23 protein-coding genes and 1 pseudogene are annotated in these 21,607 nt (G+C 69.1%); 18 read left to right on the forward strand and 6 right to left on the reverse strand.

The window, feature by feature from the left end:
- The first annotated feature begins 34 nt into the window (after positions 1 to 34).
- Positions 35 to 427, forward strand: a complete 393-nt coding sequence (locus FBR43_RS03400) for an NADH:ubiquinone oxidoreductase subunit NDUFA12 (protein WP_136941860.1) — start codon at positions 35 to 37, stop codon at positions 425 to 427.
- Between the two features lie 227 nt (positions 428 to 654).
- A pseudogene (locus FBR43_RS16395) lies at positions 655 to 888 on the forward strand (DUF2155 domain-containing protein); the annotation flags it as partial.
- Between the two features lie 35 nt (positions 889 to 923).
- Here the strand turns inward: FBR43_RS16395 and aat are convergent.
- From aat to FBR43_RS03435, 6 genes are all read right to left on the reverse strand, one after another.
- Positions 924 to 1,691 carry a leucyl/phenylalanyl-tRNA--protein transferase gene (gene aat / locus FBR43_RS03410; RefSeq protein ID WP_136941861.1) on the reverse strand — a complete coding sequence of 256 codons (768 nt, stop codon included), beginning with the start codon at positions 1,689 to 1,691 and terminating at the stop codon, positions 924 to 926.
- The gene (locus FBR43_RS03415; RefSeq protein ID WP_136941862.1) at positions 1,688 to 2,419 is read right to left on the reverse strand and encodes a ParA family protein; all 732 of its coding nucleotides are present in this window, start codon (positions 2,417 to 2,419) and stop codon (positions 1,688 to 1,690) included. Before FBR43_RS03415 ends, aat begins: the two co-directional genes overlap by 4 nt.
- 115 nt (positions 2,420 to 2,534) lie before the next feature.
- Positions 2,535 to 2,924 carry a hypothetical protein gene (locus tag FBR43_RS03420; protein ID WP_136941863.1) on the reverse strand — a complete coding sequence of 130 codons (390 nt, stop codon included), beginning with the start codon at positions 2,922 to 2,924 and terminating at the stop codon, positions 2,535 to 2,537.
- Positions 2,925 to 3,016: 92 nt separating this feature from the next.
- Positions 3,017 to 3,379: an OmpA family protein gene (locus FBR43_RS03425; protein WP_169542469.1), complete on the reverse strand. Its 363-nt coding sequence runs from the start codon at positions 3,377 to 3,379 to the stop codon at positions 3,017 to 3,019.
- Between the two features lie 149 nt (positions 3,380 to 3,528).
- Positions 3,529 to 4,116 (reverse strand): hypothetical protein, encoded by a 588-nt coding sequence (locus FBR43_RS03430; protein ID WP_136941865.1) that lies wholly within the window; start codon positions 4,114 to 4,116, stop codon positions 3,529 to 3,531.
- 30 nt (positions 4,117 to 4,146) lie between these two features.
- Positions 4,147 to 5,451, reverse strand: a complete 1,305-nt coding sequence (locus FBR43_RS03435; protein ID WP_136941866.1) for a DNA polymerase Y family protein — start codon at positions 5,449 to 5,451, stop codon at positions 4,147 to 4,149.
- A gap of 68 nt (positions 5,452 to 5,519) precedes the next feature.
- On the opposite strand from FBR43_RS03435, the gene FBR43_RS03440 reads away from it, so the two are divergent.
- From FBR43_RS03440 to murB, 16 genes are all read left to right on the forward strand, one after another.
- Positions 5,520 to 5,849: a DUF962 domain-containing protein gene (locus FBR43_RS03440; RefSeq protein ID WP_136941867.1), complete on the forward strand. Its 330-nt coding sequence runs from the start codon at positions 5,520 to 5,522 to the stop codon at positions 5,847 to 5,849.
- Between the two features lie 101 nt (positions 5,850 to 5,950).
- Positions 5,951 to 6,931, forward strand: a complete 981-nt coding sequence (locus FBR43_RS03445) for a cysteine synthase A (protein ID WP_136941868.1) — start codon at positions 5,951 to 5,953, stop codon at positions 6,929 to 6,931.
- A gap of 49 nt (positions 6,932 to 6,980) precedes the next feature.
- Positions 6,981 to 7,307 carry a hypothetical protein gene (locus tag FBR43_RS03450; RefSeq protein ID WP_212611878.1) on the forward strand — a complete coding sequence of 109 codons (327 nt, stop codon included), beginning with the start codon at positions 6,981 to 6,983 and terminating at the stop codon, positions 7,305 to 7,307.
- 282 nt (positions 7,308 to 7,589) lie between these two features.
- Positions 7,590 to 8,081 carry a division/cell wall cluster transcriptional repressor MraZ gene (locus FBR43_RS03455; protein WP_169542470.1) on the forward strand — a complete coding sequence of 164 codons (492 nt, stop codon included), beginning with the start codon at positions 7,590 to 7,592 and terminating at the stop codon, positions 8,079 to 8,081.
- Entirely contained in the window at positions 8,078 to 9,034 is a 957-nt protein-coding gene (rsmH, locus tag FBR43_RS03460) for a 16S rRNA (cytosine(1402)-N(4))-methyltransferase RsmH (protein WP_136941870.1), read from the forward strand. Before FBR43_RS03455 ends, rsmH begins: the two co-directional genes overlap by 4 nt.
- Positions 9,034 to 9,720, forward strand: a complete 687-nt coding sequence (locus FBR43_RS03465) for a hypothetical protein (protein WP_249276439.1) — start codon at positions 9,034 to 9,036, stop codon at positions 9,718 to 9,720. Before rsmH ends, FBR43_RS03465 begins: the two co-directional genes overlap by 1 nt.
- Positions 9,717 to 11,408, forward strand: a complete 1,692-nt coding sequence (locus FBR43_RS03470) for a peptidoglycan D,D-transpeptidase FtsI family protein (protein ID WP_136941872.1) — start codon at positions 9,717 to 9,719, stop codon at positions 11,406 to 11,408. The genes FBR43_RS03465 and FBR43_RS03470 overlap by 4 nt, the downstream gene beginning before the upstream one ends.
- A complete protein-coding gene (locus FBR43_RS03475) occupies positions 11,405 to 12,820 on the forward strand; it encodes a UDP-N-acetylmuramoyl-L-alanyl-D-glutamate--2,6-diaminopimelate ligase (RefSeq protein WP_136941873.1) in 1,416 nt (471 codons plus the stop codon). Before FBR43_RS03470 ends, FBR43_RS03475 begins: the two co-directional genes overlap by 4 nt.
- Positions 12,817 to 14,199 carry a UDP-N-acetylmuramoyl-tripeptide--D-alanyl-D-alanine ligase gene (locus FBR43_RS03480; protein WP_136941874.1) on the forward strand — a complete coding sequence of 461 codons (1,383 nt, stop codon included), beginning with the start codon at positions 12,817 to 12,819 and terminating at the stop codon, positions 14,197 to 14,199. Before FBR43_RS03475 ends, FBR43_RS03480 begins: the two co-directional genes overlap by 4 nt.
- The gene (gene mraY / locus FBR43_RS03485; RefSeq protein WP_136941875.1) at positions 14,199 to 15,269 is read left to right on the forward strand and encodes a phospho-N-acetylmuramoyl-pentapeptide-transferase; all 1,071 of its coding nucleotides are present in this window, start codon (positions 14,199 to 14,201) and stop codon (positions 15,267 to 15,269) included. Before FBR43_RS03480 ends, mraY begins: the two co-directional genes overlap by 1 nt.
- Positions 15,266 to 16,675: a UDP-N-acetylmuramoyl-L-alanine--D-glutamate ligase gene (gene murD, locus FBR43_RS03495; protein WP_249276440.1), complete on the forward strand. Its 1,410-nt coding sequence runs from the start codon at positions 15,266 to 15,268 to the stop codon at positions 16,673 to 16,675. Before mraY ends, murD begins: the two co-directional genes overlap by 4 nt.
- Entirely contained in the window at positions 16,672 to 17,895 is a 1,224-nt protein-coding gene (locus FBR43_RS03500) for a peptidoglycan glycosyltransferase FtsW (RefSeq protein ID WP_136941876.1), read from the forward strand. Before murD ends, FBR43_RS03500 begins: the two co-directional genes overlap by 4 nt.
- The gene (murG, locus tag FBR43_RS03505) at positions 17,892 to 19,019 is read left to right on the forward strand and encodes an undecaprenyldiphospho-muramoylpentapeptide beta-N-acetylglucosaminyltransferase (RefSeq protein ID WP_136941877.1); all 1,128 of its coding nucleotides are present in this window, start codon (positions 17,892 to 17,894) and stop codon (positions 19,017 to 19,019) included. The genes FBR43_RS03500 and murG overlap by 4 nt, the downstream gene beginning before the upstream one ends.
- Positions 19,016 to 20,422 carry a UDP-N-acetylmuramate--L-alanine ligase gene (gene murC, locus FBR43_RS03510; RefSeq protein WP_136941878.1) on the forward strand — a complete coding sequence of 469 codons (1,407 nt, stop codon included), beginning with the start codon at positions 19,016 to 19,018 and terminating at the stop codon, positions 20,420 to 20,422. The genes murG and murC overlap by 4 nt, the downstream gene beginning before the upstream one ends.
- Positions 20,419 to 20,586 carry a hypothetical protein gene (locus tag FBR43_RS16040; protein WP_169542471.1) on the forward strand — a complete coding sequence of 56 codons (168 nt, stop codon included), beginning with the start codon at positions 20,419 to 20,421 and terminating at the stop codon, positions 20,584 to 20,586. The genes murC and FBR43_RS16040 overlap by 4 nt, the downstream gene beginning before the upstream one ends.
- A complete protein-coding gene (gene murB, locus FBR43_RS03515; RefSeq protein ID WP_249276441.1) occupies positions 20,583 to 21,488 on the forward strand; it encodes a UDP-N-acetylmuramate dehydrogenase in 906 nt (301 codons plus the stop codon). Before FBR43_RS16040 ends, murB begins: the two co-directional genes overlap by 4 nt.
- Positions 21,489 to 21,607: the final 119 nt, after the last annotated feature.

Raw genomic sequence — 21,607 nt, forward strand, 5'->3', positions numbered from 1 at the left:
GCCCTGTGCCCCGCAACCGCGCTAAGGGCGCCGCATGGGTATTCTCGGTTCGATCTTCACCTGGTGGAACGGCGCGACGCTGGGCACGACGCTGGCGCTGCGCGGCAAGTCGCGCGTCGGCACCGATGCGCTTGGCAACGTCTATTGGCAGGGCGGGCGCGACACCGCCGGCCGGCCGCGGCGCTGGGTGATCTATAGCGGCTCGAACGACGCAAGCCGCGTGCCGCCCGAATGGTTCAGCTGGCTGCACCACCAGATCGACGACGTGCCCGATCGTGCCCTGCCGCCGCATCGCATCTGGCAGAAGGAGCCGATCGCGAACCCCACGGGCACGGCGCTCGCCTATCGTCCGCCCGGCGCTCTCGAGAAGGGCGGCACGCGCGTGCGCGCTACCGGCGATTACGAGGCCTGGTCCCCCGACGCATGAGCCGCGACCGGCTCAAATGGGCAGGCGCGGCGCTGGGCGCGCTGCTGCTCGCGGTCGCTGCATGGTTCGGATATGACGCCTGGCGCAACCGCGACGACGCGGCGCGCAGCACGATCGAGCTTCCCGAGGCGGGGGTAGCGCCGGCGGCGACGCCGGCGGCGCGATCGGTCGATGTCGTGACGCTCGACGCCGATACGCTGGCGCTCGCGACGCAAGGGGCGACGCCGATGAACGAGCGCGTCGCCGTAGTCGGCCTGCTCAACAAGCGCAATGGCGACAGCCGCGACCTGCGCCTTCGGCCGGGACAGGCGGTGCGCGTGGGCGATGCGATCGTGCGGCTGCGCGCCTGCGAGCGGACGGCGCCGTGGGAAGCCGAGCAATATACCGGCGCCTTCGTGCAGCTCGACGTGCGCGGCACCGACAATCGCTGGCGCCGCGCGTTCTCGGGCTGGCTCTATGCCGAGCGCCCGGCGCTCAACGTCGTGCCGCACCCGATCTATGATGTGTGGCCCAAAAGCTGTGCGATGACCTTGCCCGACACCGCCGAGGATACCACGGTACTGGGCGGCGAGGCTGCCGCGGGCAAGGCCGGGGCCGCACCGAGGCGATCGAGCGCATCGAACGCGCCATCGACCGAGGCGGCTCCCAAGGCCAGCCCGCCTACCGAATCGCCAAGCGCCGAGCCGAGCAACGCCATGTAGTGATCGCGGTCGATCTCGATCGCGCCGAGCGACTGGAGATGCCCCGTCTGGAACTGGCAGTCGAGCAGCTCGAAGCCGCCGACCCGCAGGCGCGCCACCAGCCAGGCAAGCGCCACTTTCGAGGCATCGGTAGCGCGGCTGACCATGCTTTCTCCGAAGAACGCCCGCCCCAGCGCCAGCCCGTACAGCCCGCCGACGAGCCGATCGCCCTCCCAGCATTCGATCGAGTGCGCGAAGCCCATCTCGTGCAGCCGGGCGAACACCCTTGCGATCGGGGTGTTGATCCAGGTCTCGGGCCGGTCGGCCGCCGGCTCGGCGCATAGCCCCATGATGGCGTTGAAGGCCTGATCGGCGGTGACGCGGAAGCGCTCGCGTACGATCGTCTTGCGCAGCGAGCGCGACAATCTGAACCCGTCGAGCGGCAATATCCCGCGCAGCTTGGGCTCGACCCAGTAGACGCCGGGCGCGTCACGATGATCGGCCATCGGAAATACGCCCATCGCGTAGGCGCGCAGCACCAGTTCGGGATCGAGCTGCTGATAGAGCGACAGCCGCCGCGTCATCGTTTGCCGGCCAGCCGCTGCTCGATAACCTGCCAGAGATCGCGAAACGCCAGCGCGGCCGGCGAGCGCGAGGCAAACGCGCCAACGGGCGCGCGGCGCTCGGTCATCGTCTCGATGATGCTCGCGGCGGGGATCACGGGCCAGTCGGGCCTGGCCTCGATCGCGGCCTGATGCAGTTTGCGACGCCGATCGACCATCGCGTGCACCGGCAACAGGGGCACCTTTGCGCCCTTCTGGTCGAGATGGCTTACCACCTCGTCGAACGCGCGCACCGACAGGGGCGAGGGGATTACCGGCACTACGATCAGGTCGGCGGCGCGCATTACCTGCTCGCTGGTTTCGGTGAGGCCGGGGGGACAATCGAGCAGCAGCCGGTCATAGGCCTTGTCGAGCCCGTTCACGAGCTTGGCGAGCCGCTTCTTCTTGTCGAGCTCGTGGAACAGGATGTCGAGGCCGCGCAGCGAGGCATCGGCGCCTAGCACGTCGAGACGGTCGAACGCGGTCGGTCGAATGAGCTTGGTCGCATCGATGTCACGCGTGAACACCGCATGCGCTGCATCGCGCTCGCGCTTCGCGCCATCGAGCAACCATGTCGACGCCGCCTGCGGATCGAGATCCCAAAGCAGTGTCCGCCGGGCGGAAAATGTAGCGGCGCACCAGGCCAGATTGACCGTCAGCGTCGTCTTCCCGACGCCGCCCTTCAGGCTGTAGACCGCGATAACCGCCAAGTGCCGATCACTCCCTTGCCGTGGGCGCCAAGGTGCCGCCGCCACGCGCGGCGCGCAACAAAAAAGGGCCGGCAGATCGCGCTGCCGGCCCCTTCGTAATGATGGTCGCTATGGCTCAGGCCGGCCCGGCGCGGCAGGTCAGCTCGTCCTTTGCGGGCAGCTTGAGCGTGACGTTCTCGGTGTCGCCGCTCAGCGAATAGCCTTCGGCAGTGAAGGGCTGGCCCGCCTCGCTCGCACGCAGCACGGTGCGCTCGCCTTCGCGATCGGTCCGGACCGTCACCTGCTTGTCGCCTTGGAAGAACTCGACATAGGCGAGGCTGTTGTCGCGGCAGCGGAACGTCACGTTGGCGCGGATCGCCGGCGGCAGCTCGACCGGCGCGGCGTTCGCCAGCTCGGCCTCGAGCGGGTTCGGCGGGCGCGTATCGATGACTTCGGGCTCGCTCTGGCAGGCCGCGAGCGAAAGGGCGGAGCCGCAGATCGCGGCGAGCAGGAGAGTGCGCTTCATGGCGCGCCCTTCGCCCACGCAGCATCGCGCGTCAAGGGGAAGTCTGCCGATGCAACAATCCTTGCGCTGCGCTGCAATCGCGCGGACCGGCGTCAGGAGGGTGCCGCCAGCACCACCTCGACGCGGCGATTGCGCTGACGGCCTTCGGGGTCGTCGCCGCCCGTTGCATTGGCGTTGGGCGCGACCGGGCGCAGCTCGCCCAGACCGATCGCCTTGAGCAGTGCCGCCGGCACCTGCCGCTGGTCGACCAGATAGTCGCGCACCGCGTGCGCCCGCGCTTCGGACAGGCGCTGATTATAGGCGTCGTCGCCCTTGGCATCGGTATGCCCTTCGATCGATACCGAAGGCGGCTTCTGCGCGGCTATCAGCGCGGCGAGCTTGTCGAGCGTCGCGCGGGCATCGGGCCGGATCGTCGCCTTGTCGAAATCGAACAGCACGTCGCCTGGAAGCGACACCAGCGTCCCGCGATCGGTCTGCGTGGCGCCCAGCTCGCTTTGCAGCGTCTGGACCTCGGACAGCGAAGACTCACTCGCGGTGCCGGCCCCGAAGCTGCTCGCGGTGCCGCGTACCGGCTCAAACCGCGAATAGCCTGCGGTGCGTGCGGTCAGGCTGCTGACTTTTTTTTTGAGCCGTCGTCGGACCAGAATGCGGTGGTTGCCGGAATGTCGAGGATGAACTTGGGGTTGCTCGCGCCGTCGCTGGTCGAGCCGTTCTCGTTGATGACGAGCTGGAGCCGGTCGGTCTGCGGCACGGCGCCGATGAACACCAGATCACCGGTCATGGTGGCGCCGCTCGCCACTTCGATTTCCTCGTTCAATTGCGGCGGCGAGATGATGAACTTGCGGTCCCCCGCGAGCAGGAAGGTGCGCTTCGAGTTGCGCAGCCAGTTGAGATCGACAGGCCGCGTATGGCCGTTGACATAGGTGACGTTGAGCACGGTCTCGGTAGGCTTTACCTGGATGGCGTTGACCTTGAGTACGCCCCCATTGGGATGCACCTGCTCGAGCGAGAGGCGCACCGGCTCGCCATTGGCGAACAGCTTGTCGAAGATGCCCGCTTCCTCGGGCGTGAGATCGGCGGCGTTTGTCGACGCGGTGACTTGCTCGGCCGGCGCTGCATCCGCATCTTCCTCGCGCGTACTGCACGCGGCGAGTGTCAGGGCGAGAGCAGCAAGGGGGAGGGCTCGCTTCATCGGCTTGGCTCCTTCGGCTGATAAGCCATTCTATTCGTGGAACTCGTCGAGATCGGGAATCCGTCCGAACGCGATCTTGGTGCCCACGCGGTCGATCCGTCCACCATGAAGCGGTCCAACCGTTACCGCATTGCGACCAAAGCGTTCGTTCATCCGGTCCATCGCACGGCTGAGCGCCAGTCCTCGCGTTTCGCGCGCCAGCGGATCGTCGGGATCGAGCAGCGCGAACAGCGAGGACTGATCGGGGCCGGTCGGCTCGATCTCGGCAAGCGTCACGCCTACCATGCGCAGGCGAAAGCCGCCGGGTCGCTGCCGCCCGGCATCGGCAAGGCGAGGGAACAGGCGATCGAGCGCGTCGAGGATGACGAAGCTGTCCTGCGTGGGCGGCAGCCGGGCGGTCGCGCGCCAGCTCGACTTGTCGTCCTCGAACCTGCCGTGGAGCATGAGCAGCCGGCTGCGATAGCCCTTGCGGCGCAGGCGGCTGGCGGCCTTGAGCGCCAAGCGTCGCGCGGTGAGGCGCGTAGGCTCGAGGCCGCGTTTCTGCGGGCTCAGCACATGGCTGTGGCCGATGGTGCGGCTCTGCGTTGGCTTTTGCGGCAGGTCGACGCCGTGGAGCAGATACCATAGCCGGTCGCCATCGGTGCCGCCCCAGGCGCTGCCGGCGTCGCGTGGGCGGCGGGCGCACAGCTCGCGGATGTCGTTGATGCCCTTCTGCGCCAGGCGGCGCTCCATGCGCGGCCCGATGCCGGCGATGTCGCGCAGGGCGAGGGGGAAGAGACGGGCTGGAAGTTCACGCGCTTCGAGCACTGTGAGGCCATCGGGCTTCTGCATGTCGCTGGCCAGTTTGGCGAGCAGGCGGTTGGGCGCGATGCCGACCGAAGATTGCAGACAGCCGCCGATGTTTGCACGGATGCCCGCCTTGATGCGACGGGCGAGCGTCATCGCCTGCTCACGATCATTCTCGTTATCGAGGAGCCGGCAGGCGACTTCGTCGATCGAGCAGACCTGCGTCACGGGTATGAACTTCCAGATCTCGGCGACGATCGCCTGATGGAAGGCGACGTAGCGATCATGCCGCGCGGGGGTGACGACGAGGTCGCGGCAGAGGCGCTTGGCCTCCCAGACGGGAGTGCCGGTGGTGATGCCATAGCGCTTGGCCTCGATCGACGCGGCGATGGCGACCGTGGTGTCGCTGTCGACGGGGGCGACGATGAGCGGGCGTCCGCGATAGGCGGGTTCGAGCTGCTGCTCGACGCTGGCGAAATAGCTGTTGAGGTCGAGGAACAGCCAGCGCAGCGGCCTTGGCGGCAGATCGGGGGCGGGCAAGTCGGGCATCGCGGTCCGAACAATAGCAGAACATTTCATTGCTCGACAGCCGTCGAATCGTTGCATAGGCTGCCCGAATGGCGCGCGCGATCACCCGTTATGCCGACTTCTGGCCATATTATCTGCGCGAGCATGCGCGGCCCGAAACGCGGCGGATCCACTATATCGGCACCGCGCTGACCTTCGTGTTCCTCGGGATCGCGCTGGCATCGGGCGGCTGGTGGTGGGTGGCGATCCCGCTGGCGGGGTACGGTTTCGCCTGGTTCGCGCACTTCCGTGTCGAGCGGAACCGCCCGGCGACCTTCACCTACCCCTTGTGGTCGCTGGTGAGCGACTATCGCATGTTCTTCCTGGCAATCGCGGGGCGGCTGCGCCCGCACCTGACGCGCGCGGGTGTCTCCGGCTGAAGTGGCGGCGGTACATCGAGGGCCGGCGCTAAAGCAGCGATAAGGCGGGCTAAAGCCGGCGCGCCTTGCGGTTGCGCATATGCGCGCCCTATCTGCCTTGCATGGCCATCGTCCCCGACACGCTCGCGCTCATCGGCAACACGCCGCTCGTCCGCCTCAAGGGGCCGAGCGAAGCGGCGGGTGCCGACATCTTCGGCAAGTGCGAATTCGCCAATCCGGGCGCCAGCGTGAAGGATCGTGCCGCGCTGTTCATCGTCGAGGATGCCGAGGCACGCGGCGCGATCGCGCCCGGCGGCACGATCGTGGAGGGCACGGCGGGCAATACCGGCATCGGGCTGGCGCTGGTGGCCAACGCCAAGGGCTACAAGACGATCATAGTCATGCCCGAGACGCAGAGCCGCGAGAAGATGGACACGCTGCGCGCGCTGGGCGCCGAGCTGGTGCTGGTGCCCGCCGCGCCCTATTCGAACCCCGGCCATTTCGTCCACACCAGCCGGCGCATCGCCGAGGAGACGGCCAATGCCGTCTGGGCCAACCAGTTCGACAACATCGCCAATCGCCGCGCGCATGTGGTGGGTACCGCCGCCGAGATCTGGGAGCAGATGGAAGGACGGATCGACGGCTTCACCTGCGCCGTCGGCACCGGCGGCACGCTGGCGGGCGTGGGTCTGGGCCTGAAGGAGCGCGACGAGCGGGTGCGCATCGCCTTGAGCGATCCGCATGGCGCGGCGCTCTACGAATATTACGCGCATGGCGAACTGAAGTCCGAGGGATCGTCGGTCGCCGAAGGGATCGGGCAGGGGCGGATCACCGCCAATCTGGAAGGCGCGCCGATCGACGCGCAGTATCGCATATCCGACGCCGAGGGCTATCAATGGGTGCGGCGACTGCTCGACGAGGAAGGGCTGTGCCTGGGGCTTTCGTCGGGCATCAACGTGGCGGGCGCGATCCGGCTGGCGCGCGATATCGGCCCCGGCGCGCGCGTCGCGACGATCCTGTGCGACACCGGCTTTCGCTATCTCTCGACGCTGCACAACCCCGAATGGCGCGACGCCAAGGGCTTGGTCGCCGCGACCGATTGACGCCAGTGGTCGACAAGCCGGTGCAGGCGCGGTAGCCACGCCAACCGGTATGCAGATTCTACCTCCCGAACCCGGCCAGTCGATGCAGCGCGTGCGCGTGGCGATGACGGGTCTTGCCGCGGTGACGTTGCTGATCGGCGTCGCGGGCGTGATCTTCAGTGCCGTCGATCGCGAGACGCCGGTCGAGGCGATCGGCGCGGCGAGCAGCGATCGCGTGGCGAACATGGCCGCCGGCGCGAACACGCTCGCGATCGACACCGCGATCATCGAGGAGCCGCTCGCCGAGATCGGCGTGGCGCCGAGCAAGAGCGGCGGCGAGACGGTGAACGTCACCGTCGCCGAGCAGCCGCCGGCGGTTCCCGCCGAGCCGCGCTGACCAGCAACCGGTTTTCACTTCCAATAATTTGGTGATCGTCTCGCGAGAGGAGCGCCGCGCGTTCGCGCGCAATACTTGCGAGAACAAACCAGATACACGGCATCGATTAGACGAAAGTGGCAAAAATAGGCATCAAATCCCCGCCACGGGCATTGTCTGGCAATCACGCCTTTGATATCCAATCACCGGGGCACGCACCTCGTCACGAACCGATCGCAACCGGGGCCATTTGGGTGGCTTTCGGCGAGGGGGAGGCTTTGCGCGCCGCTGTTGGGAACAGGCGTGGCGGACAGGGACTTATTTCAGGGCTTCACGCTACAGGCGGTCGACGCGAAGGGACGCGTTTCGATCCCCGCCGACCTGCGCACCGTTCTCGAGCACAATAATGGCGGGCCGGAGAACCGGCTCGCACTCATCGGTCGCGACTCGGCGTTGGGCTGCCTTGTTGGCTACGACACCGCCTGGGCGCGCGAGCGCAACGAGCGACTGAACGCACTGACGCGGATCGCCGAGGAAGAGGGCCGTGCCATCGACCTCGCCGCGCGCCGCCGCGACAATCGTGTCGAGCGCGTGGCCTATGATCCCAGCGGCCGGATCGTGCTGCCCGCCTATGAGCGCGACAAGGCGGGCATCGCCAACTGGGCGTTCTTCGCGGGCGACGGCGACCAGTTCCAGATCTGGGCGCCGGCGCGGCTGCTCGCCGACACTGCCGGCGACGAGGATCTGCAGGATCGCTGCCGTTACGCGATGAAGCTCAAGGGCGTGGCGCTGTGAGCGCGGCGCCGCACATCCCCGTGCTGCTCGACGAGGTGATCGCGGGGCTGGGAATCGCGCCGGGCGAGCGGCATGTCGACGCGACCTTCGGCGCGGGCGGCTATACGCGTGCGATGTTGGCGGCCGGCGCACAGGTGGCGGCGTTCGACCGCGATCCCGATGCGGTGCGCGAAGGTGCAGCGCTGGCGAGCGAGGCGGGCGATGCGCTGATCCTGATCGAGGCGCCCTTCTCGGCGATGGCTGCCGAACTGGGGGCGCGCGGGCTGGTGCCCGTCGACGGCGTGACGATGGACATCGGCGTCTCCTCGATGCAGCTCGACCGCGCAGAACGCGGCTTCTCGTTCCAGGCCGACGGTCCGCTCGACATGCGGATGAGCCAGGCGGGCGAGAGCGCCGCCGATTTCGTCAATACCGCCGACGAAGCGGTGATCGCCGACATCCTGTTCCGCTATGGCGAGGAGCCGCGCTCGCGCCGCGTGGCCCGCGCGGTGGTCGATGCGCGGCCGATCACGCGCACCGGCGAGCTCGCCGGCGTCGTGCGCCGTGCGCTCGGCTACCGGCCGCACGACAAGAAGGACCCCGCGACGCGGACCTTTCAGGCGATCCGCATCCACCTCAACCGCGAGCTCGACGAGCTGGCCGAGGGGCTGGCGGCGGCCGAGCGGGTGCTGGCGCCCGGCGGGCGGCTGGCGGTGGTGACGTTCCACAGCCTCGAGGACCGCATGGTCAAGCGCTTCCTGCGCGAGCGTTCGGGCAGCGAGCCGGCAGGATCGCGACATCGACCCGCGCCGAAGGCCGCGCGGGCACCCAGCTTTCATACGCCGGCCCGCGCGGTGCGCGCCGGCGAACACGAGATCGCGCGCAATCCGCGCGCACGATCGGCGACGCTGCGCGTGGCGCGGCGCACCGATGCCCCGGCATGGACGCATGCCGGCGCGACAGGAGGGGAATGATGGCGACCAAGAGCTTGAAGGGCTTTGGCTGGTTCGTGTGCGGCGTGCTCGTGGCGCCGCCCTGCTATCTGGTCTCGTCGTGGGTGGCGGCCGAGCGTGCGCGCGTCGAAAGCCTCGAGCGCGCGATCGTCGCGGCGCAATCGGATATCCGCGACCTCGAAACCGAGTTCCAGACGCGCGCCAACCATGCGCAGCTCGAGCGCTGGAACGGCGACCTGCTGGCGTTGGCGGCGCCGCGCCCCGAGCAGTTCGTGGCGGGCGAGGATGCGCTGGCGGCGCTGCACAGCAGCGTGCCCGGCGACGCGGCCTATGTGCAGGCAAGCTATATCGTACCTTCGGGGCTGCACGATACGCGCATCCGGCTCGACGCGGCCGAGGCCGAGGCGGCGCTGGCCGCCGCAGCGCAGCCGCGCGTCGCGCCGATCGCGCCGGTCGCCACGCCTGCGGCAGCGGCTGCGGCAAAGCCCGCACCGGCGCCTGCGACGCCCAAGCCCAAGACCGCCGTGCCTGCCGCACGCGTAGCCCTCGCAGCCGCCGCCACCCCCTCGCCGGTGCGTGCGGGACCGGCCCCCGCGCCCGAGCGCAAGCGCGCGCAGGCGGTGGCGATGCTCGACCGCACGCTCTTGAGCGATTCGACGCTCGGCGATCTGGCGGCGGGCGCGCGACGTGAAGTGAAACCGCGTTGATCGTCCTCGTCGCCCCCACGGCGGCCGATCGGCGGACGCCCGGCGGCCGGCATGCGCTGCTCCAGACCGCGCAGGTCCGGCTGATGATCGTCATGCTGTGCTTCGCCGCCGGGCTGTTGCTCGTCGTCGCGCGGCTGGCGATGCTGGCGGTGATGGCCGAGCCCGCGAACGCCCGGAGCTTGGCCTCGGCGCTGGTGCCGGTGCGCGGAGACCTTGTCGACCGCAACGGCGCGCCGCTTGCCCGCACGATCGACGCCTGGTCGATCGGCGTGCATCCCGACAAGGTGATCGGCGACAAGCGCGAGCTTGCGCGCCGTCTCGCCGAGCTGATCCCCGAGCCCGGCGTCGAGGGGCATTACCGTGCCCTCATGTCGAGCGCGAACTTCACCTATCTGCAACGCCGCGCGCTGCCCGAGCTGGTGCGGCGCGTGAATGCGCTGGGCGAGCCCGGCATCGCCTTCGCGCGCGAACCCGAGCGGCTCTATCCGCAGTCGACGATCGCCGCGCACGCGCTTGGCCGGCTCAGCATCGACGGCCACGGCATCACCGGCATGGAGCGGCACCTCGAGGAGCAGCTGACCAACCCGGCGCTGCGCGGGCGCCCGGTAGCGCTGTCGATCGACCTTCGCGTGCAGGGTGCGCTGGAGAGCGAGCTGAGCCGCGCAATGGCGTCGTTCCAGGCAGCGGGTGCGGCAGGCATCATCCTCGACGTGCGCACGGGCGAGATCCCGGCGATCGCCTCGCTGCCGAGCTTCAATCCCAACAAGCTCGAACGCGGCGAGAGCGGGCTTTTGAACAACGTCACGCAGAGCGTGTACGAGCTGGGATCGACCTTCAAGCCGCTGGTGATGGCCGAGGCGATCGAGACGGGCGTGGTGCCCAACATGGCCAAGCGCTATGACGCGACGGCGCCGATCCGCATCGGCCGCTTTCAGATCCGCGACGACCATGCGCAGCGCCGCTGGCTCAACGTGCCCGAGACGCTGATCCATTCGTCGAACATCGCCACCGCGCGCGTCGCCGACGAGATGGGGCAGGCGCGCATGGAGCATCTGTTCAGGAAGCTCGGCTTCGATACCGCGCCCGATATCGAAATCGAGACCGCGCGTCCCTTGTGGCCGACCAACTGGGGTCGTTCGACCACGCTGACCACTGCCTATGGCCACGGCATCGCGATCACGCCGCTGCATCTGGCGAGCGCCTATGCCGCGATGCTCAACGGCGGCATCTGGCGCCCCGCCACGCTGATGAAGCTCGACCGCGCGCCCGCCGGCCGCCGCGTGTTCAGCGAAGCGACGAGCGCGCGGATGCGCCAGCTGATGCGGCTGATCGTGCTCGAGGGCACCGGCCGCAAGGGCGAGGCACCGGGCTACCGCGTCGGCGCCAAGACGGGTACTGCCGAGAAGCCGGGTGCCGGCGGCTACAACAAGAAGGTCAATGTCAGCACCTTCGCGGCGGCTTTCCCGATGGACAATCCGCGCTATGTGGTGATCGCGATGCTCGATGCGCCCAAAGGCAATGCCGAAAGCTTCGGCCTGACCACCGCCGCGTGGACCGCGGCGCCCGTGGTCAGCCGCGTGATCTCGCGCACCGGGCCGCTCCTGGGCGTGATTCCCGATGCCAATCGCGATCTCGATATGGCCGATGTGATGCCGCATCTGTGGCGCGCGCCGGGCGAGCGCCAGTGAGGCTCGGCGCACTGCTGGGCAATGACGACGCGACGCCCGTCACCGGCTTCGCGATCGATCACCGCAAGGTGGCGCCGGGCACGGTGTTCGGCGCGTTCGAGGGCGCGCGCGTCAACGGCGAGGACTATATCGCGCAGGCAATCGCCGCCGGCGCCGTCGCCATCGTGGCGCGGCCCGAGGCGGCGGTCGAGGGTGTGCCGCACATATCCGCCGACCAGCCGCGCGCGTGCTTCGCCGAATTGGCCGCGCGCTTCTGCGCGCCGTTTCCCAATACCTGCGTCGCGGTGACGGGCACCAACGGCAAGACATCGACCGTCGAGATGACGCGGCAATTGTGGCGCATGGCGGGGCATCACGCGGCCTCGATCGGCACGCTGGGCGTCACCACGGCCGACGATCGCGCGGTGACGGGGCTGACGACGCCCGATGTCGTCACTTTTCTGTCGAACGTCGGCGGGCTGGCGCGCGAGGGGGTGACGCATCTGGCATTCGAGGCATCGAGCCACGGCCTGTCGCAATATCGCACCGAAGGCCTGCCGGTGCGTGCTGCGGCCTTCACAAATCTCAGCCGCGACCATCTCGACTATCACAAGGACATGGCGGAATATTTCACCGCCAAGCTCAGGCTGTTTGCCGAGGTACTGGCCGATGACGGCACCGCCGTCGTCTGGGCCGACGATCCGCATGCCGAGCGCGTGATCGATCTGGTGCGCTGCCGCGGCAATCGGCTGATGACGGTGGGCGAGCATGGCGACGCACTGCGCCTCGTCTCGCGCGCGCCGACGTTGCTGGGGCAGGGGCTCGAAATCGAGGCCGAGGGGCGGGTGCATAAGGTTACGCTGCCGCTGATCGGCGCCTATCAGGCCGCCAATGCGCTGATCGCTGCGGGACTGGTGATCGCGACGGGCGGCGATGCCGCCGCGACGATCGGCAATCTGGCGCGGTTGCAACCCGTGCCGGGCCGGCTCGAGCGCGCGGTCATCAGCGCGCGCGGGGCGCCCGTCTATGTCGATTACGCGCATACGCCCGATGCGCTCGAGGCGGCGATCGCGGCGCTGAAGCCGCATGCTGCCGGCCGGCTGATCGTGGTGTTCGGCGCCGGCGGCGACCGCGATACGGGCAAGCGCGAGCCGATGGGCGCGGTAGCCGCGCGCCATGCCGATCTGGCGATCGTCACAGACGACAATCCGCGCACCGAGGATGCCGCCGCGATCCGCCGCGAAGTGCTGAAGGGCGCGCCGCGCGCGACCGAGATCGGCGACCGCCGCGCCGCCATCGCCGCCGCGATCGCCGAGGCACGTGGCGACGACATCGTGCTCATCGCCGGCAAGGGCCATGAACAGGGCCAGATCGTCGGCGACATGGTGCTGCCGTTCGACGATGTGGCGGTGGCGCGCGAGTGCGCCGCGTGAGCAGCGCCGCGCCGCTCTGGACCGCGGCCGAGATCGCCGCCGCCACCGGCGGTACGGCGTCGGGCGCGTTCGAGGTTTCGGGCGTCGCGTTCGATTCGCGTGAGGTGGGGCCGGGCGACCTGTTCGTGGCGCTGACGGGCGAGCAGACCGACGGCCACCGCTTCGTCGCGCAGGCATTCGCGCAGGGTGCGGCGGGTGCGATCGTCTCGCGCGACTGCGAAGCGCCGCACGTGCGCGTGGCCGATACGATGGCGGCGCTCGAGGCGCTGGCACGCGCGGCACGGGCGCGTACCGCAGCGCGCATCATCGGCGTCACCGGATCGGTGGGCAAGACGGGCACCAAGGAAGCGCTGGCCACAGCGCTCGACCGCGCCGATCCGGGTGCGACGCACAAATCGGTCAAGAGCTACAACAACCATACCGGCGTGCCGCTGAGCCTTGCGCGGATGCCGCGCGACGCGCGCTTCGGCGTGTTCGAGATGGGCATGAACCATGCCGGCGAACTCGACGCGCTGACGCGCATCGTGCGCCCGCACGTGGCGATCGTCACCGCGATCGCGCCGTCGCACATCGCCTTCTTCGATTCGGTCGAGGCGATCGCCGATGCCAAGGGCGAGATATTCGCAGGGCTCGAGGAGGGCGGCACCGCGATCGTCCCGTTCGACAGCCTGCATCACGGCCGCCTGCGCGCGGCTGCCGAGCGCTTCGCCGGGCGCGTGACGAGCTTCGGCACAAGCGAGGGCGCCGATGTGCGCGCGGTCGAGACGATGGCGGTCGAGGGCGGAACCTTCGTCACCGCGCGGCTGGGCGAGCGCGAACTGAGCTTCACTATCGGCCAGGCAGGCGCGCACTGGGTCTCGAATGCGCTGGCGGTGCTCGCGGCAGTCGATGCGGCAGGCGGCGACCTGGCGCTGGCGGGACTGGCGCTCGCCGACATGCGCGACCTGGCGGGGCGCGGCGCGCGCCACCGCATCGTGGTGGGCGATGGCGATGTGCTGCTGATCGACGAGAGCTACAACGCCAATCCGGCATCGATGCGCGCGACGCTGGCGGTGCTGGGCGCCGAGCCGGCGGTGCGGCGCGTGGCGGTGCTGGGCGAGATGCGCGAGCTTGGCGAGCACGGCGCCGACTATCACGCCGCGCTGGCCGCGCCGATCCGTGAAGCGTGCGTCGAATACGCCGTGCTGGTGGGCGCGGGCATGGCGCCGCTTGCCGAGGCGCTTGAGGGGCGCGTCGATTTCGTCCATGTGGCCGACGCCGCGCAAGCGCAGTCCGCTCTCGATGCGGTGCTGGCGCCGGGGGACGCGGTACTCGTCAAGGGTTCGAACGGGGTCGGGCTGTCGGCAATCGTCGCCGCGCTCGCCAGGCGCGGGGCGTAATGCTGTATCTGATTGCCGAATATCTGGGCTTTCCGGGCGCGCTGAACGTCATCCGCTATCTGTCGTTCCGCACCGGCGGCGCGGTGGCAACGGCGCTGTTCTTCGGCCTGCTGATCGGCCCCAAGTTCATCGGCTGGCTGCGCGTGCGCCAGGGCAAGGGCCAGCCGATCCGCGCCGACGGGCCGCAGAGCCACCTCGCCAAGCGCGGCACGCCCACGATGGGCGGGCTGATGATCCTCACCTCGATGACGCTGTCGCTCATCCTGTGGATGGACGTGCGCAATCCCTTCGTCTGGGCCTGCCTGTTCGTGACCTTGGGCTTCGGCTGCATCGGCTTCCTCGACGATTACGACAAGGTGCGAAAGGCGAGCCATGCCGGCGTATCGGGCCGCGTGCGGCTGGCCGCCGAGTTCGTGATCGCCGGGATCGCGAGCTGGATCATCATCGCGCAGACGGGGACGCTGCTCTACGTTCCCTTCTTCTCGAACATCGCGCTCGATCTGGGGCCGTTCTACGTGGTGTTCGCGGCGTTCACGATCGTCGCCTTCGGCAATGCGGTGAACCTGACCGACGGGCTGGACGGGCTGGCGGTGATGCCCGTCATTATCGCATCGGTCGCGTTCATGGTGATCGCCTATCTGGCGGGCAACGCGATCTATTCGGCGTATCTGGGCATTCCGCACGTGCCGCGCGTGGGCGAGCTGACGATCCTGTGCGGCGCGATCGTGGGCGGGGGCCTTGCCTTCCTGTGGTTCAACGCGCCGCCGGCGGCGGTGTTCATGGGCGATACCGGTAGCCTGGCGCTCGGCGGCGCGCTCGGCGCGATCGCGGTATCGTCGCATCACGAGATCGTGCTCGGCATCGTTGGCGGGCTGTTCGTGATGGAGGCGATGAGCGTCATCATCCAGGTGTTCTTCTACAAGCGCACGGGGCGGCGCGTGTTCCGGATGGCGCCGATCCACCATCATTTCGAGCAATTGGGCTGGAGCGAGCCGACGGTGGTGATCCGCTTCTGGATCATCAGCCTAGTGCTGGCGCTCGCCGGCCTGTCGACGTTGAAGCTCAGGTGATTACTAGCCGCGCCTGGGCAGGGCGGCGCTATGCGGTGCTGGGGCTGGCGCGATCGGGCCGCGCGACGGTGGCCGCGCTGCTGTCGGCGGGGGCGACGGTAGTGGCGTGGGATGAGAGCGAGGAACGGCGCGCGCCATACCTCCCCGGCACGGGGAGGGGGACCATCGGCAACGCCGATGGTGGAGGGGTGCAGTTACACAGCGCAGCGCCTGTCGCCGAACCCCTCCACCCCCGGCCTGCGGCCGGCGGTCCCCCTCCCCGTGCCGGGGAGGTGCTGCTGCGCGATCCTCTTGCCCTCGATCTCGCGGGTTTCGCGGGCGTCGTCGTGTCGCCGGGCGTGCCGCTCAACCGCCATCCGATCGTAGCGCATGCCGGCGACGTGCCGATCATCGGCGACATCGAACTGTTCGCCCAGGCGCGCGCCGAGCTGCCGCCGCATCGCGTGGTGGGGATCACCGGTACCAACGGCAAGTCGACGACGACTGCGCTCATCCACCACATCCTTCAGACCGCGGGCGTGCCGAGCCTGATGGGCGGCAATATCGGATTGCCGATCCTTGGCCAGCAACCGCTGCCCGAGGGCGGCGTCTATGTGCTCGAACTGTCGAGCTACCAGATCGACCTGACCCACAGCCTCGATTGCGACGTGGCGGTGCTGCTCAATGTCACGCCCGACCATCTCGATCGCTATGCCGGGTTCGACGCCTATGCCGCGAGCAAGGCGCGGCTGTTCGCGATGCAGTCGGCGGGGCAAGCGGCGATCATCGGCATCGGCGACGAAGCCTCGGCGGGCATCGCGAAGCAGGTGGCGCGCAGCGGTCGCGCGGGCGACGTGACGAAGATCGCGCCGGGCGTGTGCATGGACCAGTCGCGCTGGCCGCTGCTGCAAGGCCCGCACAACGCGCAGAACGCGCTGGCGGCGATCGCGGCGTGCGAGGCGCTGGGCGTCGCACGCGAGGCGATCGATGCCGGTCTCGCCAGCTTCACCGGGCTGCCGCATCGTATGCAGCCGGTCGGCGAGCGCGGCGGCGTGCGCTTCGTCGACGATTCGAAGGCGACCAATCCCACCTCGACGGCGCCCGCGCTGATGGCGTTCGATCGCATCCACTGGATCTGCGGCGGGCTGGCCAAGACCGACGATCTCGAAGCGTGCCGGCCCGGCTTCGGCAATGTCGTGGCCGCCTACACGATCGGCGATGCCGCCGAGCTGTTCGAGCGGCTGCTGGCGCCCGACATGCCTGTCGTCCCATGCGGCACCATCGCCGTCGCCGTCGCACGCGCCGTTGCTGCCGCGCGGCCGGGCGATACCGTGCTGCTGTCACCCGCCTGCGCATCGTTCGACCAGTTCGCCGACTATGCCGCGCGCGGCGCGGCATTCGCTCAAGCCGTGGAGGCCCTGCCATGACCGATGCGCTGCGCGACGCACCCCGTGGCATCAAGAGCCGCGTCGAGGACCGTCTGGGGCGCGGCGGGCGCTCGCCGCTCGCTTTGTGGTTCTGGGAGATCGATCGCATCCTGCTGCTGCTGATCCTGATGCTGGTGGCACTGGGGCTGGTGGCGGTCGCCGCAGCGTCGCCCGCCTCGGCGATGCGCTATTCGGGTGCCGAGCGCACGATCGCGCCGATGTATTATTTCTGGCGCCAGCTGATGTGGGTAGCGGTGTCGCTGCCGGTGATGGCGGTAGTGTCGATGCTGCCGACGGCGGGGGCTCGACGCGTGTCGCTGGTGGGCGCGGCGTGCATGCTGCTGTTGCTGGCGGCAGTGCCCTTCGTCGGCGAGGAAGTGAACGGCGCGCGGCGCTGGATCGGCCTCGGCTTCACGCAGTTCCAGCCATCCGAATTCCTTAAGCCCTTCTTCGTCGTGACGACGGCATGGCTGCTGTCGCTTCGGTCGAGCGATCCCGACCTGCCGCTGCTGCCGCTGACGGGCGCGTTCACCGCGCTCATCGGCGGGCTGCTGATGCTCCAGCCCGATTTCGGCCAGACGGTGGTGTTCGCGGCGGTTTGGCTGGTGATGCTGATGATCGCGGGCACTAGCCCCAAGGCGATCGGTGCGCTGTTCGGCAGCGGCCTTGCCGGCATCGTCGCGGCCTATTTCTTCTACGGCACCGCGCGCACGCGCATCGACGCCTTCCTTTTTCCCGATCCCGACAAGGCGATGAGCGACCATTACCAGACCGACATGGCGCATGCGACGCTGACGGGCGGCGGCGTGACGGGGACGGGGCCGGGCGGCGGCATCGTCAAGTTCAAGCTGCCCGAGGCGCATACCGACTATATCTTCTCGGTCATCGGCGAGGAGTTCGGGCTGTTCGCGTGCGCGATCATCGCCGTCCTGTTTCTGGCGGTCGTGGTTCGCGTTTTCGTCAAGCTGCTCGACGAGGAGGATCTGTTCCGCCTGCTCGCGGCATCGGGACTGGCGGCGCAGCTCGGCATCCAGGCGGTCATCAACATGGCGGTGAACACCGGCATCGCGCCGTCGAAGGGGATGACGCTGCCGTTCATCAGCTATGGCGGATCGTCGATGATCGCGCTGTCGATCGGCACCGGCTTGCTACTCGCCTTCACGCGCAGGAACCCGTATCTGAAGCGCTCGCCCTACAGCGTCGGACGGAGCAAGACTTGAGCATCCCGCGCCATTACGTACTCGCAGCCGGCGGCACCGGTGGGCATATGGTGCCAGCGGCCGCGCTCGCCGCCGAACTGGCGGCGCGCGGCCATCATGTCGCGCTGGTCAGCGATGATCGCGGCGTGCGCTTCCCCGGCCTGTTCGACGAGGTGCAGACGCATGTGCTGCCCGCCGGGCGCCTTGCCGGCGGCCCCATCGGCTGGCTGCGCGCGGGCGCCAAGATGCTGGCGGGCCGCACGATGGCGATCGAGCTCTATCGCGGCTTCAAGCCCGCCGCGGTCATCGGCTTCGGCGGCTATCCCGCATTCCCCGCGCTGGCGGCGGCGTTCCAGATGAAGCTGCCGACGATCATCCACGAGCAGAACGCCGTGCTCGGACGCGTCAATCGACTGGTGGCCGGCAAGGTCGATGCGATCGCGACGAGCTATGCCGAGGTGCAGCGCCTGAAGCCCGAGCATCGCGCCAAGGCGCGGCTGGTGGGCAATCCGGTTCGCGAAAGCGTTCTCGCGCTGCGCGAGCGGCCCTATCCCGAACTCGACGCCGACGGCATTTTCCGCGTGCTGGTGACGGGCGGCAGCCAGGGCGCGAGCGTGCTGAGCGACGTGGTGCCCGATGGTCTGGCGATGCTGCCGGTGCATTTCCGCCGGCGGTTGCAGGTGACGCATCAGGCGCGCGCCGAGGATATCGACCGCGTGCGCGCGCAATATGCCACGCACGCGATTCCCGCCGAGATCGCGACCTATCTGCCCGACCTGCCCGAGCGGCTGGCCTGGGCGCACGTCGTCATCGCGCGCGCCGGCGCCTCGACGATCGCCGAGCTGACTGCGGCCGGGCGCCCCGCCATCCTCGTGCCGCTGCCTTCGGCGACCGACGATCACCAGACCGTCAATGCCCGCGAGATCACCGAGGCGGGCGGCGCGCGCACCATCCCGCAGCATCTGTTCACCGCGAGCGAACTCGCCAAGCAGATGCAGAAGCTGGGGCTCGACACGCTCGCGCTCGCCAATGCCGCGCGCTGCGCACGCTCGTGCGGGCGGCCGCTGGCGGCGCGCGATCTTGCCGATCTGGTCGAGAATATCGACGCGCCTTCGCTGCTCAATCCGTCGCGGGTAGCGGCATGAAAGGCGTCGCCACCGATATCGGCACGATCCATTTCGTCGGCATCGGCGGCATCGGGATGTCGGGCATCGCCGAGGTGATGCACAATCTGGGCTATGCCGTGCAGGGCAGCGACGTGGCCGAGGGCTATGTGATCGAGGGGCTGCGCGCGCGCGGCATCGCGGTGACGATCGGGCATGATGCGGCCAATGTCGAAGGCGTGGCGGTGGTGGTGACGTCCACCGCGATCCGGCGTGGCAACCCCGAGGTCGAAGCCGCCCTGTCGGCGCGCATTCCCGTCGTGCGCCGCGCCGAGATGCTCGCCGAGCTGATGCGCCTCAAATCGACCGTCGCGGTAGCCGGCACGCACGGCAAGACGACGACGACGAGCATGGTGGCCGCACTGCTCGATGCCGGCGGCGTCGACCCCACCGTCATCAACGGCGGCATCATCAACAGCTATGGCTCGAACGCGCGGCTGGGCGAGAGCGACTGGATGGTGGTCGAGGCCGACGAGAGCGACGGCAGCTTCCTGCGGCTCGATGGCACCTATGCCATCGTCACCAACATCGATCCCGAGCATCTCGACCATTACGGCTCGTTCGATCGCGTGAAGGACGCGTTCGTCGAGTTTGTCGAGAACGTGCCCTTCTATGGCGCGGCGATCCTGTGCCTCGATCATCCCGAAGTGCAGGCGATCATCCCGCGCGTGCGCGACCGGCGGATCGTAACCTACGGCTTTTCGGCGCAGTCCGACGTGCGCGGCGTCAACGTGACGCCCTATCCGGGTGGCAACCGCTTCGAGGCGATCGTGCGGCATCGCGACGGCACCACGCGCTCGATCGAGCATATCGACCTGCCGATGCCCGGCCGCCACAATGTGCAGAACGCACTGGCGGCGATCGCGGTGGCGCTCGAACTGGCCATCGACGATGCGACGATCGAGCGCGGGTTCGAGGCGTTCACCGGTGTCAAGCGGCGCTTCACGCGCGTGGGCGAGGTGGCGGGCGCCACCATCGTCGACGATTACGGGCACCATCCGGTGGAAATCCGCGCGGTGCTGTCGGCGGCGCGCGAGAGTGCGGCGGGGCGCGTGATCGCGGTGGTGCAGCCGCATCGCTATTCGCGGCTGGGCAATCTGATGGACGAGTTCGCCCAAGCCTTCAACGATGCCGACATGGTCTATGTCGCGCCCGTCTATGCCGCGGGCGAGGCGCCGGTGGTGGGCGTCGATGCCGAGGCGCTGGCCGAGGGCATCCGCCGGCGCGGCCATCGCTTCGCGCAGGCGTTCGACGGCGCCGATGCGCTGCCCGCGCTGCTGGCGCCGGTGCTAGCGCCCGGCGATCAGGTGATCTGTCTGGGCGCTGGCGATATCACCAAATGGGCCGCGACGCTGGCCGATCGCATCGCGGCGGTGCGTCCATGAGCGACTGGTTCTCCACCGCGGTCGAGATGCAGCGCGAGATCGTGCGCGCGCAGCAGGCGCAGATGGACGCCGGCGCCGACATGCTTGAGGCGAGCGAAAAGGCCGCCAAGGCGCAGGTCTCGGCGTGGAAGGCGTGGGCGCGGCTGTGGGGGTGGGGCAAGTGAGCGCGCTCGCCGTCGAACGTGCGCTGCCCGCAGTGCGCGGCCGGCTGACGGCGAATGCGCCGCTGGCGCCGCTCGTCTGGTTCAAGACGGGTGGCGCGGCCGAATGGCTGTTCGAGCCTGCCGATGCCGATGATCTGGCGGACTTCCTCGCGCGGCTCGACGCCGATGTGCCGGTGATGGCGCTGGGGCTGGGATCGAACCTCATCGTGCGCGACGGCGGCGTGCCCGGCGTGGTGGTGCGGCTGGGCAAGCCCTTTGCCAAGGTCGAGCCGGTCGATGCAGTGACGCTCCGCTGCGGCGGCGGGGCGAGCGGCATCCTAGTCTCCTCGACGGCGCGCGATGCGGGCATCGGCGGCGTCGAGTTCCTGCGATCGATCCCCGGCACCGTTGGCGGCTTCGTGCGGATGAACGGCGGCGCCTATGGCCGCGAGGTAAAGGACGTGCTGGTCGAGGCCGAGATCGTGCTGCGATCGGGCGAGCGCGTCGTGATGGGCAATGCCGATCTCGGCTATACCTATCGCCACAGCGCGCTGCCCGAAGGTGCGGTGGTGGTGTCGGCGGTGTTCCGGGGCGAACCCGCCGAACCCGCCGCGATCCAGGGCGAGATGGATCGCATCGCCTCGGCGCGCGAGGCCTCGCAGCCGCTCCGGAGCAAGACCGGCGGCTCGACCTTCAAGAACCCGCCGGGCGAAAAGGCTTGGGCGCTGGTCGACGCGGCGGGCTGCCGGGGCCTCGCGCTGGGCGGCGCGCAGGTGAGCGAGAAGCACACCAATTTCCTCATCAATACCGGCACTGCGACGAGCGCCGAGATCGAGGCGCTGGGCGAGCAGGTGCGCGCGCGGGTAAGCGCGAAGTCGGGTATCGAGCTGGAATGGGAAATCCAGCGAGTGGGAGTGGCGTGATGGGTACGACGCAGTTCCTCCCCGGTACGGGGAGGGGGACCATGCGCAGCATGGTGGAGGGGAGCCGCCGCGAGCGATCCGCCTGTGGCGCGCCCCCTCCACCACGCGCTTCGCGCGCG

Source organism: Sphingomonas baiyangensis (assembly GCF_005144715.1).
Taxonomy (GTDB): Bacteria; Pseudomonadota; Alphaproteobacteria; order Sphingomonadales; family Sphingomonadaceae; genus Sphingomonas; species Sphingomonas baiyangensis.